This is a genomic window from Mammaliicoccus sp. Q-M61 (assembly GCF_022386055.1).
GTDB lineage: Bacteria > Bacillota > Bacilli > Staphylococcales > Staphylococcaceae > Mammaliicoccus > Mammaliicoccus sciuri_A.
On record NZ_JAJNJL010000002.1, the window covers coordinates 191,146 to 205,323 of the forward strand.

Below are 14,178 nucleotides of genomic sequence, written 5' to 3' on the forward strand. Positions count from 1 at the left end.
CATCAACAATAGGCATGGATATCCAATAATTTTTTGCGCTAATAGTAAATATCGTAAAAAAACCATTGTATTACGCAATGATGATTGGATAAGTATGTCTATAATATGATGTTGCCGTTACAAACTGAGAATAGTGTAATGGTGCGTCTTCATGTGTAATACATGGGTATAGGAGGCTACATTATGCTATTTTTATTTGAAGAAAAAGCATTAGAAGTTGAACATAAAGTATTAATACCCGAGTTGACTTTTTCAATAGAGGACCATGAACATTTAGCAATCGTTGGTGTTAATGGTGTTGGAAAGTCTACATTATTAAAAGTGATTCACCAAGATCAAACAGTTGATTCAGCGATGATGGAACAAGATTTAACACCTTATAATGATTGGACAGTTATGGATTATATAATTGAATCTTACCCAGAAATCGCCAAGGTTAGATCGCAACTTAATCATACAGATATGATTAATAAATATATTGAGTTAGATGGATACCTTATAGAAGGAGAAATCGTAACAGAAGCAAAAAAGCTCGGCATAAAAGAGGAACAACTAGAACAGAAAATTTCTACTTTAAGTGGTGGAGAACAGACAAAAGTTTCATTTTTAAAAGTAAAAATGTCTAAGGCATCGTTATTATTAATCGATGAGCCAACAAATCATATGGATTTAGAAATGAAGGAATGGTTGACGAAAGCTTTTAAACAAGAACAACGTGCTATATTATTTGTATCTCATGACAGAACATTCTTAAATGAAACACCAGATGCTATATTAGAATTGAGTCCTGATGGTGCTAAGAAATATATCGGTAAATACGATAAATACAAACAACAAAAAGATATAGAGCATGAAACATTAAAGCTACAATATGAAAAGCAACAAAAAGAACAAGCGGCTATTGAAGAAACGATCAAAAAATATAAAGCGTGGTATCAAAAAGCAGAACAAAGTGCTTCTGTGAGAAACCCGTATCAACAAAAACAATTAAGTAAGTTAGCGAAACGATTCAAATCAAAAGAACAACAATTAAATCGTAAACTTGATCAAGAGCACATCGCTAATCCAAATAAAAAAGAGAAAAATTTTTCAATACAACATCATGATTTTAAATCACATTATTTAGTTCAATTTAACCATGTGTCGTTTGCATATGATAATAGGAAGATATTCGAAGATGTATCATTCTATATTAAGCGAAATCAAAATGTGATTATAGAAGGCAGAAATGGAACAGGAAAATCAACTTTAATCAAATTGATACTCGGTGAACTCGAGCCGACTAAAGGTGATATAACTGTTCATCCAGAATTAGAAATTGGATATTTCTCTCAAGATTTTGAAAACTTAAATATGCATCATAATGTCTTAGATGAAATATTAGAAATTCCTGAGATGAAAGAAGCAGATGCTAGAACCATTTTAGCAAGCTTTTATTTTGATAAAGATAGAATAAATGATGTCGTTGAAACATTGTCGATGGGTGAAAAGTGTAGGTTACAATTTGTGAAATTATATTTTTCAAATCCTCATATTATGATTTTAGATGAGCCGACAAACTATTTTGATATTGGCATGCAAGAAAAAATCATCCAATTAATACAATCATTTCAAGGATCGGTCCTTATTGTATCTCATGATGATTATTTTAAATCACAAATTAAAGACCAAATATGGACGATCAAAAATCATCAAATGACGCATGAAAATGTTCAAGTTAAAGATCCAATTAATACAGAATCTATGAAACATCAATTAAAAGAATTAGAACAATATACAGAAGAAAGAAATCGTGAAACAGAGTTCTAGTCTTTTCATAAAAATGGTGCTAGAATAGGTACATTGAAAACTAAGAAAGGACGTTCAACATGAAAGTATATGCAGATTATGCAGCAACTACTCCAGTTAAGCCCGTTGTAACTGAAAAAATAACAGAAATATTATCTGAACACTTTGGAAACCCGTCATCTATTCATTCAATAGGGAGAGACGGCAGAAAGTATTTAGATCATTCAAGACGAGAGATTGCTACATTATTAGGTGCAAAGCCTCAAGAAGTTATTTTTACAAGTGGGGCAACAGAGTCTAATAATACAGCAATAAAAGGTATAGCACGAAAACGAAAACATATAGGTCAACATATTATAACGAGTAGAATAGAGCATCATTCTGTACTGCATGTCTTTGAAGAACTTGAACGTGAAGGTTTCGATGTTTCGTATATAGATGTAAATTCAGAAGGTATTGTCGATATTGATGCTTTGAGACAAGCAATCAGACCTGACACGACATTGGTGTCAATTATGTTAGTGAATAATGAAGTCGGCACAGTTCAACCTATGTATGATATTGCAGAAGTCATAGAGAATACGGATATCGTATTTCATGTTGATGCAGTTCAAGCTATCGGTCATATGCCAATAGAATTCGATGAAATGCCAGTTGATATGTTAAGCATAACTGCGCATAAATTTGGCGGTCCAAAAGGAATAGGTGCATTGTTGGTTAAACAAGGTGTCCAGTTCGAAACGTTTATTCAAGGTGGCGAACAAGAAGTAAAGCGAAGAGCGGGTACAGAGAATGTTCCATATATTTGTGGTATGGCAACAGCACTGAAAGACGCTTATGAACACATGAATGAAAGTAATATTCATTTAATGAACTTGAAAGAAAAGCTCATTGTAGGTTTACAACAACGTGCAATTCCGTTTGAATTGAATGGTAGTATGACAGATACGACTGGTCATATTACAAATTTATATTTCCCATTTATTGAAGTTGAAACGATGTTAACGTTACTAGATATGGCAAATATATATGTTTCAAGTGGATCTGCATGTACAGCCGGTTCAACATTACCATCTCACGTTCTAGAAGCGATGTTCGGTGAAGATAATAGAGTGAAGCAATCTGTAAGATTTAGTTTCAGCTCATTAACGACTGAAGAAGAAATTAATTATATCGTAAGTACGATAATGAAAATATATCAACAATTTAAGGAGGAAGAAAATGAATAATCAATCTACCCGCGTTGTCGTTGGGATGAGCGGGGGCGTAGATAGCTCGGTAACTGCACATATATTAAAAGAACAAGGTTATGATGTAGTTGGAATTTTTATGAAAAATTGGGATGACACAGACGAAAATGGTGTATGTACAGCTACTGAAGACTATAATGATGTCATCGAAGTATGTAACCAATTAGATATACCTTATTATGCAGTTAACTTTGAACAAGAATATTGGGATAAAGTATTTACGTATTTCTTAGACGAATATAAAAAAGGTAGAACACCTAACCCAGATGTAATGTGTAATAAAGAAATTAAATTTAAAGCATTTTTAAATCATGCACTTAAACTAGGTGCGGACTATGTTGCTACAGGTCATTACGCACGTGTTAATCGTGATGGTGATAAAGTTGAAATGCTACGTGGTGTTGATAACAACAAAGACCAAACTTATTTCTTAAATCAACTTACAAAAGATCAATTATCTAAAGTGATGTTCCCAATTGGTGAATTAGAAAAAAGTGAAGTAAGAAAAATTGCCGAAGAACAAAACTTAGCAACTGCTAAAAAGAAAGACTCTACTGGTATCTGTTTTATTGGTGAGAAAAACTTTAAAACATTCTTATCTCAATATTTACCTGCTCAAAACGGTAAAATGCAAACATTAGACGGTGTTGACATGGGTGAACATAGTGGCTTAATGTATTACACTATTGGCCAAAGACACGGTCTTGGTATTGGCGGAGACGGAGATCCTTGGTTTGTAGTCGGTAAAAATTTAAAAGAAAACATCCTATATGTTGAACAAGGTTTCCACCACGAAGCATTATATAGTGACTATTTAATCGCTTCTGATATTTCATTTGTGAATGATCTTGATTTTTCACAACCGGTTAAATGTTCAGCAAAATTCAGATATAGACAAAAAGATACACAAGTAACTGTAGAAAAAATTTCTGACAATCAAATTAAAGTGATATTTGACGAACCAGTGCGTGCAATTACACCTGGTCAAGCTGTCGTATTATATGACGGTGATGTTTGTTTAGGTGGCGCAACAATCGATGAAGTATATAAAACAGAAAAGCAATTAGATTATATGGTATAAAATATATAGACTGAGATAAATTTATGTCTCAGTCTATTTTTATTTTTGTTATAATAGCAAGTAATGATATTTAAAGGAGTCACAACATGCATAGTGAAGAACAAATTGTTAAATTAATTCAAAATAAAAAATTCGACGAAGCATTGTCGCATTTATTTGAAAATATAGAAGAAGATCCAAAAGAAGTAACCAATTATATCAACGCAGGGACAATATTAGCAGAAGCAAATGATATTGAAAGAGCTGAGAAATTCTTCCAAAAAGCCATTACTGTAAACGAAAGTCATGGTGGTGCTTATTATAGTCTTGCAAATTTATACTACAACCAACAGCGCTTTGAAGAAGCGATTAAATTATATCAACATGCGATTAAAAGAGGGCTTAATGATGCAGATACTAATTTTATGTTAGGAATGAGTTTCAACGAATTAGGTGCACATACTGAAGCTATACCGTATGTAATGAGAGCTCATGAGCTAAATGAAGATGATGTAGAAATTGGATTCCAATACGGATTAACATTATGCCAATTAGAAATGTTCGATGAGGCCATTGTACAACTAGAAAAAGTATTAGAAAAAGATTCTAAACATGTAGACGCATTATACAATTTAGGATTGGCTAAATATATGAAAAATGAAAATGCTGAAGAAGCACTTGTTTATTTTAGAAAAGCGGTCGACATTCAACCAGATCATTTATTAAGTGGTCATGCTATCAACATGTTTGAACAATTATTAGAAGAGGAGGACTAACATTGGAAAACTTATCTTTATTTGATCTTTCACATGTAAAAGGTGAAGTTATTAGAATTCTTTTTCAAAACAGTGATAACTATTATACCGTTATTAAAGTCGATGTGATGGATTCAAATGAAGATTTTGATCAAGAAGTCACAATTGTTGGTTACTTACCTCAAATAGTTGAAGGAGAAACGTACCTTTTCAAAGGTAAAGTAACAAACCATCCAAAATACGGTAAACAACTACAAGCTGAAACATTTGAAAAAGAATTGCCACAAACAAAACAAGGTGTTATTCATTACTTATCGAGTGATTTATTTAAAGGTATTGGTAAGAAAACAGCAGAAACAATCGTGGACAAACTTGGTGAAGATGCACTTCAGAAAATTATAGATGACCCGGATGTCCTTAAAGAAATACCTAAACTCAATAAGCAAAAAAGAGACACGATTGCAGAATCCATACGTGAAAATCAAGCCATTGAACGCATTATGATAAAACTTAATGAACTTGGATTCGGACCGAAACTCGCGATGGCAATTTATCAATTTTATAAAGATGAAACACTTAATATTATTAAGCAATCTCCTTATCGTTTAGTGATGGATATAAATGGTATAGGTTTTCAAAGAGCTGACCAAATAGCTGAACAAGTTGGGATATCTAAAGATCATCATGATCGACTTGTAGCAGGTGTGAGTTACTTTTTAGACCAGCAATCATTACAGAATGGTCACACATTTTTACCTGTTGATATTTTGGTCAACGGGGCGTATGAATTGTTAAATCATAATCAACCTGAAGTTGTAAATAAAGATCAAATAAATGGTGTCATTATCGAAATGAGTGAAGAAAATAAACTTATTATCGAAAATGATAATTGTTTTTTACCTTCACTTTATTATTCAGAAGCAAAAAGTGTGCAAATTATTCATAGACTTTATCAACATCAAGATGAACTTAAAGAAATTGAGAAAAGTGATCTTCAATTACACATTGGTCAAATTGAAGATATGAATGATGTTTCATATGCAGATGGACAAAAATTAGCGTTAGAAACAGCTATTAATCATAAAATGATGCTTTTAACAGGTGGACCTGGAACAGGTAAGACGACCGTTATTCGAGGCATTTGTGAGTTGTATTCTGAAATACATGGTGTGAGTTTGAATTATGATGATTATCAAGAAGGAACAGACTTTCCAATTGTATTAGCAGCACCGACTGGACGTGCAGCAAAGCGTTTAAGTGAATCAACTGGACTAGAAGCGATGACAATTCATAGATTAATTGGATGGAGTAAAGATACGCAACCGGATGATGTGTTAGATAATGACATACATGCTCATTTAATCATTCTAGATGAAATGTCTATGGTAGATACATGGTTAATGTACCAATTTTTAAGAGCAGTTCCTGATTATGCCCAAATCATATTTGTAGGGGATGAAGATCAATTACCATCTGTTGGTCCAGGTCAGATTTTTAAAGATTTGATTGATTCTAAAGTTATACCGAGAGTGAACTTAACAGAAGTATATAGACAACAAGAAGGATCATCTATCATAGATTTAGCGCATAAAATAAAAAATGGATTGCCTGTTTCTATTAATGAAAAACATCACGACCGCTCATTTATTCCGTGCAGTAGTAATCAAATTGCGACAGTTGTAGAAAAGGTCGTTCAAGGTGCTGTTAATAAAGGATATAATATGCAAGATATTCAAGTGCTAGCTCCAATATACCGAGGACCAGCTGGTATTAATAAATTAAATGAATTATTGCAAGATATATTAAATCCGAAAGATGAAGATACAAGATTCCTTCAATATGGTGATATTGAATATCGAGAAAATGATAAAGTACTACAACTTATTAATCGTCCAGATGATAATGTATTTAATGGTGATATTGGTGTAGTAACAGGTGTTTACAAAGCAGAAGAAAATGCACTTGGCAAAGATGTCGTCATTGTAGATTATGAAGGGAATGACATAACATACACTAAACAAGATTTATCAGAAATTACACATGCTTATTGTTGTTCAATTCATAAATCACAAGGGTCAGAATTCCCGATAGTCATCATGCCTATTGTCAGACAATACTTTAGAATGTTACAAAAGAACATTCTATATACTGGACTTACACGTGCGAAACAGTCGCTTGTTGTGTGCGGTGAAGAACAAGCCTTTAACCAAGGTATTCAAACGCTAGGTCATGAGAGAATGACATCGTTTGATACGAAATTAAAAATGTATTTCGATACTGATGTTGAAGAAGATACGGAGTCTGAAACAGAATCTATTCAAACGAAACATATTATTTTAACTGAAGATAATATGTTTGAAATCGATCCGATGATTAATATGAATGATAAAACACCATATGATTTTATGAAATAATTGACATCTAAAAATCGAGTGATTATAATCAAATAGAATACAAAAAAGAAACCGAGTAAATAATTGATTGTTTAAGAGACATGTTGGTTGGTGAGAAACATGACAATGATTATTGAACGCTACTTCTTTTATAAAAGTTTAATAAACTTAAAGTGATGACTTTTAGTCATAACTAGGGTGGTACCGCGATACGTTCGTCCCTTTTTTAGGGGATGGACGTTTTTTTATTTTAATTGAGGAGTGAAGACAATGAAAAAATTAAAAGCTAGTGAAATCAGACAAATGTATATTGACTTTTTTGTTGAAAAAGGACATATGGTTGAACCATCTGCACCTTTAGTGCCAATTGATGACGATACTTTATTATGGATAAACTCAGGTGTTGCGACTTTAAAAAAATATTTTGATGGTCGAGAAATCCCTAAAAATCCTAAAATTGTAAATGCTCAAAAAGCAATTAGAACAAATGATATTGAAAATGTTGGTTTTACTGCAAGACACCATACATTCTTTGAAATGTTAGGAAACTTTTCAATTGGTGATTACTTTAAACGTGAAGCAATTGAATATGCTTGGGAATTTTTAACGAGTGATAAATGGATGGCAATGGATCCAGAGAAATTATATGTAACGATTCATCCTGAAGATACAGAAGCATATGATTTATGGCATGATTTGATTGGTCTTGAAGAAAGTAGAATTATTAGAATCGAAGGTAACTTCTGGGATATCGGTGAAGGACCTTCTGGACCTAATACTGAAATATTCTACGACAGAGGCGACACATACGGGAAAGAAGATCCAGCTGAAGAAATGTATCCAGGTGGAGAAAATGAACGTTATTTAGAAGTGTGGAATCTAGTATTTAGTGAATTTAACCATAATGCTGACCATACTTATACGCCACTTCCAAATCAAAATATTGATACAGGTATGGGTCTTGAGCGTATGACATCTATTTCTCAAGATGTGCCAACGAACTATGATACAGATTTATTTATTCCAATTATTGAACAAGTTGAAGCGGTTAGTGGATTAAAATACTTAGAGAATAAAGAACAAGATATCGCATTTAAAGTTATTTCAGACCATATTAGAACGATCAGTTTTGCGATTGGTGACGGTGCGTTACCTGCAAATGAAGGTAGAGGATATGTATTAAGAAGATTACTAAGAAGAGCTGTTCGTTTCAGTCAATCACTTAATATTAACGAGCCATTCTTATATAAATTAGTTGATATCGTAGCAGATATTATGGAACCTTATTATCCAAATGTTAAAGCGCAAAGTGACTTCATTAAAAAAGTTGTAAAATCTGAAGAAGAACGTTTCCATGAAACACTTGAAGAAGGTTTAGCAATTTTAAACACAATGATGGCATCAGCTAAGCAACAGGATAATGTATTATCTGGATCAGATGCATTTAAATTATATGATACGTATGGTTTCCCAATCGAGTTAACAGAAGAAATCACTGCACAAGAAGGCATTTCAATAGATAATGAAGGTTTTGAAAATGAAATGCATCAACAACGTGAAAGAGCGAGAGCTGCACGTCAAAAGACGCAATCAATGCAAGTTCAAAATGAAGTACTTGGTAGCATTAATACACCAAGTAAATTCGTTGGCTATGACGTAACAGAAGCACAAACAGAAATTACAGATATTATATTTAATGGTGAATTAGTTGATGAAGTAGAAAGTGGAGAAAACATCCAATTTATTTTAAGAGAAACACCATTTTATGCAGTATCAGGTGGTCAAGTAGCGGATAAAGGTATCATTCGTCATGATCAATTTGAAATTGAAGTGACAGAAGTTATAAAAGCACCTAATGGTCAAAATTTACATGCTGGACATGTGACATTTGGACAAGTTCATGTTGGTGAAACTGTAGAAGCTATTGTTAATAAAGATGATCGTAAATCAATTATCAAAAACCACTCAGCAACTCACTTATTACATGCAGCTTTAAAAGAAGTTTTAGGTACGCATGTTAATCAAGCAGGTTCATTAGTTGAAAGTGATAGATTACGATTTGACTTCTCACACTTTGGTCAAGTTACACAAGAAGAATTAGAAACAATCGAAAAAATTGTTAACGAAAAAATTTGGCAAAACATTCCTGTAGTAATCGAAGAAATGCCAATAGAACAAGCTAAAGAAAAAGGCGCTATGGCATTATTCGGAGAAAAATATGGTGATGTTGTAAGAGTTGTTGAAATGTCATCATACTCAATCGAGTTATGTGGTGGTATACACGTACGTAACACAAGTGAAATTGGTATCTTCAAAATTGTTTCAGAATCTGGTACAGGTGCAGGTGTTCGAAGAATCGAAGCTGTAACAGGTAGAAAGGCATATGAAACATTAAAAGAAACAGAAACAATCCTTAAAGATGTTATGCAACATGTCAAAATTAAAGACCAAGCAAGAACAATTGAAAAAATCGAACAAATTCAACAACATAATAAAGACTTAGAAAAAGAAGTTCAACAAAAGAACAAAACAATTACTGAATTAAAATCAGGCAATATTGAAGATAGCGTTGAAGAAATTAATGGCATTAAAGTACTTTCACAATTAGTTGAAGCTGAAAATCCAAAAGTATTAAGATCAATCATGGATGATTTCAAATCTAAAATGCAAGATACAGTTCTATTATTAGCTAGTGTCAACGGAGATAAAGTTTCACTTGTGTCTTCAGTACCTAAAGATTTAACGGATAAAGTTAAAGCTGGTGACATTATTAGAGAAGCTGCTCAAATTACAAACGGTAAAGGTGGCGGTCGTCCTGATATGGCTCAAGGTGGCGGAACAGATCCATCTAAAGTAACAGAAGCATTACAGTTTGTTAAAGACTACATTAAAACGCTATAATTTTACGTGTAATTAGAATATGATATAATTAATATTAAGTTAATGGAGTTAGGGAGTGTAAATAAAGATGAATAATTTTGATAAAACTATGAAATTTAACTATGATGATTTTCCAAAAGAAAATGTCAAAACAGTACTACAAAATGTTTATCGAACTTTAGAAGAAAGAGGCTATAATCCAGTAAATCAAATAGTCGGTTATTTACTTTCTGGCGATCCAGCTTATATACCTAGACACAACGAAGCAAGAAATCAAATAAGACGTTTAGATAGAGATGATATTATGGAAGAGCTTGTATCACACTATTTAAAGCAAGAAAATGAATTCAATGCTTAAAAACAGGATAATAGGTTTAGACGTCGGTAGTAAAACAATAGGTGTAGCTGTAAGTGATGCGATGGGTTGGACAGCTCAAGGTATAGATACACTCCGCATTAACGAAGAAAACGAAGATTTTGGAATTGACCAACTTATAAAAATCATTGATGAATATGATGTTGATACTGTCATTATAGGATTGCCAAAAAACATGAACAATTCTATTGGTCCTCGCGGAGAGGCATCCATTCAATTCAAAGATTTACTTCAACAAGAAAGACCAGAATTAAAAATGGTAATGTGGGATGAAAGATTAAGCACAGTTGGTGCTGAACGCACATTATTAGAAGCAGATGTTTCTCGAAAAAAAAGAAAAAAAGTAATAGACAAAATGGCAGCTGTATTTATATTACAGGGTTACCTAGATTCTATTAAATAATTGATGAGGAGAATGAATAATGACTGAACATAATCACGAAGGACATTTAGAAATTAACAATGAGGAAGAATTATTAACATTAATAGACGAAAATAATAACGAAGTCTTATACCGTAAAGTATTAGAATTCTATCACCCAGAATTCAAGAAAGAATACATCATCTTAGCTGAAGAAGGTACAGCAGATGATGAAGAAATTGAATTAATCCCAATGATCAATGAAGCAAATGACGACGGTGAAGGTGGTAAATTATTACCAGTTGAAACTGACGAAGAGTGGGATATGATTGAAGAAATCGTTAATACTGAAATGGACGATGTTTAAAATTTAATATGTAATAGTACACTTTACCCCTAATGTGATATAATCATTAGGGGTATTTATTTTACATAAGGAGTTACATATGGAAAAAAATAGTATATATAAAGATGCGAGATTATTATCTAAGTATATTAGTTTAACAATCATAAGCATCCTCTTTTTATTACTTATATTAATTACTTTAATAGGCTTGATTGTAGTAGGTATTAATGTGAAACCTGTTAACGCCGATAGCAATGAGCAAGTTATTGTCAATGTTAATCCAAACACGAATACTGAAATGTTAAGCCAAGAGTTATCCGATAAAAAAATAATTAGAAATGCTACTATTTTCAAATATTATTTAAAACTCAATAATATTTCTAGCTTTCAAGCTGGAGAATATAAGTTTTCTCCTTCAATGTCACCTAGAGATATTGCCAAAAGTTTAGAAACTGGAAAAGTGTATTTAAAAACAGCGGTCCAATATGATGTAAAAGAAGGTTCGAATATAGAATTAATTGCAGGTATTTTAGAAGAGAATACTTCTATTAGTCGCGAAAGCTTTTTGAAGAAAATGAGAGATCAAGATTTTGTGAAAAAATATCAAAAAAAATATCCCGATATGTTAACGGACGAAGTATTAAATAAAAACTTAAGATACCCATTAGAAGGCTATTTAGCACCAAGTACGTATCAGTTTTCAAAAAAAGATGTGACGATTGATGACGTTACAAATGAAATGCTGAATGAAACTTACCATACAACTTATAAAATATATAAAGAAAATGGTGGCTTTAAATATACGACTAACTATGAAGAAAAGAAGATTACTTTCCATGAGTATTTAACATTATCATCTATTGTAGAATCAGAAATGAAAAACGTTACAGATAAATCGAGATATATTTCAGTACTGTTAAACAGAATTGAAAACAATCCACAAATTGCTTTGAATTCAGATGCGACTGTAAGATATGCAAATAAAAAAGAGACAACTGAAGCATTATCAGATAAAGATTATAAAAATGATTCAAAATATAACACATATGCACATAAAGGATTACCTATAGGTCCAATATGCAACATATCTGATGAAACAGCTAGAACAACGGTAAACCCACCTGAAACAGATTATTTTTACTATACAACAACCAAAAAGGGTAAAGTATTATTTGCAGAGAACTTAAAAGAACAAGAAAAGAATAGAGATAAATAATATAACAAGAACGCTTTTAAATTTTAAAAGCGTTCTTGTTTATATATACTTACTTTTTATTCGAAAATATGGTAAAATATCTAATGTTTATGAAATCATATTGTAGATATGACTGATACATACTAACTAGTCAGGAGACTAGTTGGGTTTTTTATTATATTCGAGTGTAAGGAAGTAATGACATGGAAAAAGATATAGAATATATCGAACAATTGTTGTTTCAAAATTCATCAAATATCGATGAATTAAGGCATTATGCTGAACAATATAATGTTCCAATAATGGACAAAATCTCCACAGAGTTTGTTAAACAATTAATTAGAATTAAAGATGTGAAAAGTATTCTAGAGATTGGAACGGCAATTGGATATAGCGCGATGCATTTTGCTTCATGTGATCCGAGTATTAATGTGTGGACGATTGAAAGAAAAGAAGAAATGTATGAACAAGCTATTTCAAATATTAAAGACTTTGGTTATGAAAGCCAAGTTAATGTTATCTTTTCTGATGCATTAGAAGCTTTTGAATTATTACCTACCGACCAGTCATTTGATATGATTTTTATCGATGCTGCTAAAGCACAATCACAAAAGTTTTTTGAGCTTTATGAACCACTGCTTAAAGATGATGGCATCATTATTACAGACAATATTTTATACCATGGTTTTGTAAGTAATATTGAAATTGTAAGAAACAGAAACGTTAAACAAATGGTTAAGAAAGTTCAAAAATATAATCATTGGTTAATGAATCATGAAAATTATAAAACGACATTGATTAATATTGGTGATGGAATGGCCATTTCTAAAAAGGAGAAATTGTAATGACAGAATTACTAGTGACCCCTAAGTCCGTTGAACATATTGAACAATTAATCAAATTAGGTGCTGATGCATTTGTCATTGGTGAAGAAAAATTTGGATTAAGACTTGCTGGTGAATTTAAAGAACCAGAACTTCGTGAAGCCATTAAGCTTATCCATGATCATGGTAAAAAAGCATACGTAGCGGTAAATGGTATTTTTCATAATGAACATATTGATGATTTGGAATCTTATATTGATCTGTTACATGAATTAAAGGCAGATAGAATCATTTTTGGCGATCCAGCAGTAGTTATGGCAATGAAAAATCGTGAGAATCCTATACCTTTAAATTGGAATGCTGAAACAATCGTGACAAATCATTTTCAATGTAATTATTGGGGTGATAGAGGTTCAGCTAGAGCAGTGTTGGCTAGTGAGTTAAGTATTGAAGAAGTACTAGAAATTAAAGAAAAAAGTAATGTCGAAATAGAAGTTCAAGTACATGGCATGACTTGTATGTTCCAGTCTAAAAGAAAATTACTTGGTAATTACTTTATGTATCAAGATAAAGTCATGAAAATTGAAAATCGTAAAGAAAATAAAGACATGCTTTTATATGATGAAGAAAGAAGTAATAAATATCCAATTTATGAAGATTATAATGGTACACACATTATGAGTCCGAATGATATTTGCTTAATCGAAGACTTAGAGGACTTATTAGAAGCACAAATTGATGCGTTTAAGATTGACGGCGTACTTCAAACAGAAGAATATATTAATATCGCGACTGAGCAATATAGACAAGCGATTGACTTATATAACGAAGATCCAGAGTTATATGAAGATGAAAAATTTATGTTAGTTGAACCAATTGAAGCGGTTCAAAAAGATCATCGTCCAATGGATCAAGGATTTATGTTCAAACAAACAGTTTATTAAGTTATA

At 32.0% G+C, this 14,178-nt stretch carries 12 protein-coding genes and 1 other annotated feature; all 12 genes read left to right on the forward strand.

Annotation, left to right across the window (positions count from 1 at the left end; all coding sequences use genetic code 11):
- Positions 1-183 precede the first annotated feature (183 nt).
- The 12 genes from sal(A) (at position 184) to LQ677_RS04385 (ending at position 14,172) form a co-directional block, all read left to right on the forward strand.
- The gene (sal(A), locus tag LQ677_RS04330) at positions 184-1,809 is read left to right on the forward strand and encodes an ABC-F type ribosomal protection protein Sal(A) (RefSeq protein WP_191835643.1); all 1,626 of its coding nucleotides are present in this window, start codon (positions 184-186) and stop codon (positions 1,807-1,809) included.
- Between the two features lie 59 nt (positions 1,810-1,868).
- Positions 1,869-3,017: a cysteine desulfurase family protein gene (locus LQ677_RS04335; protein WP_191835642.1), complete on the forward strand. Its 1,149-nt coding sequence runs from the start codon at positions 1,869-1,871 to the stop codon at positions 3,015-3,017.
- On the forward strand, positions 3,010-4,119 hold the full coding sequence (gene mnmA / locus LQ677_RS04340; protein WP_103360766.1) for a tRNA 2-thiouridine(34) synthase MnmA: 1,110 nt from the start codon (positions 3,010-3,012) through the stop codon (positions 4,117-4,119). Before LQ677_RS04335 ends, mnmA begins: the two co-directional genes overlap by 8 nt.
- An 86-nt stretch (positions 4,120-4,205) precedes the next feature.
- Positions 4,206-4,874 (forward strand): tetratricopeptide repeat protein, encoded by a 669-nt coding sequence (locus tag LQ677_RS04345; protein WP_191835641.1) that lies wholly within the window; start codon positions 4,206-4,208, stop codon positions 4,872-4,874.
- A 2-nt stretch (positions 4,875-4,876) separates the two neighbouring features.
- Positions 4,877-7,267 carry an SF1B family DNA helicase RecD2 gene (gene recD2 / locus LQ677_RS04350; RefSeq protein ID WP_191835640.1) on the forward strand — a complete coding sequence of 797 codons (2,391 nt, stop codon included), beginning with the start codon at positions 4,877-4,879 and terminating at the stop codon, positions 7,265-7,267.
- Between the two features lie 39 nt (positions 7,268-7,306).
- Positions 7,307-7,472 (forward strand) — a binding site (T-box leader).
- Between the two features lie 44 nt (positions 7,473-7,516).
- A complete protein-coding gene (gene alaS, locus LQ677_RS04355) occupies positions 7,517-10,147 on the forward strand; it encodes an alanine--tRNA ligase (RefSeq protein WP_191835639.1) in 2,631 nt (876 codons plus the stop codon).
- Between the two features lie 67 nt (positions 10,148-10,214).
- The gene (locus tag LQ677_RS04360; RefSeq protein WP_037588397.1) at positions 10,215-10,484 is read left to right on the forward strand and encodes an IreB family regulatory phosphoprotein; all 270 of its coding nucleotides are present in this window, start codon (positions 10,215-10,217) and stop codon (positions 10,482-10,484) included.
- A complete protein-coding gene (gene ruvX / locus LQ677_RS04365; RefSeq protein ID WP_025904238.1) occupies positions 10,477-10,905 on the forward strand; it encodes a Holliday junction resolvase RuvX in 429 nt (142 codons plus the stop codon). Before LQ677_RS04360 ends, ruvX begins: the two co-directional genes overlap by 8 nt.
- Positions 10,906-10,924: 19 nt before the next feature.
- Positions 10,925-11,230, forward strand: coding sequence for a DUF1292 domain-containing protein (locus tag LQ677_RS04370; protein WP_025904237.1), 306 nt, complete (start codon positions 10,925-10,927; stop codon positions 11,228-11,230).
- A 79-nt stretch (positions 11,231-11,309) separates the two neighbouring features.
- Entirely contained in the window at positions 11,310-12,425 is a 1,116-nt protein-coding gene (gene mltG, locus LQ677_RS04375) for an endolytic transglycosylase MltG (protein WP_191835638.1), read from the forward strand.
- Positions 12,426-12,607: 182 nt separating this feature from the next.
- Positions 12,608-13,249, forward strand: coding sequence for an O-methyltransferase (locus tag LQ677_RS04380; RefSeq protein WP_159315577.1), 642 nt, complete (start codon positions 12,608-12,610; stop codon positions 13,247-13,249).
- Positions 13,249-14,172, forward strand: a complete 924-nt coding sequence (locus LQ677_RS04385) for a peptidase U32 family protein (RefSeq protein ID WP_239748128.1) — start codon at positions 13,249-13,251, stop codon at positions 14,170-14,172. The genes LQ677_RS04380 and LQ677_RS04385 overlap by 1 nt, the downstream gene beginning before the upstream one ends.
- Positions 14,173-14,178: the final 6 nt, after the last annotated feature.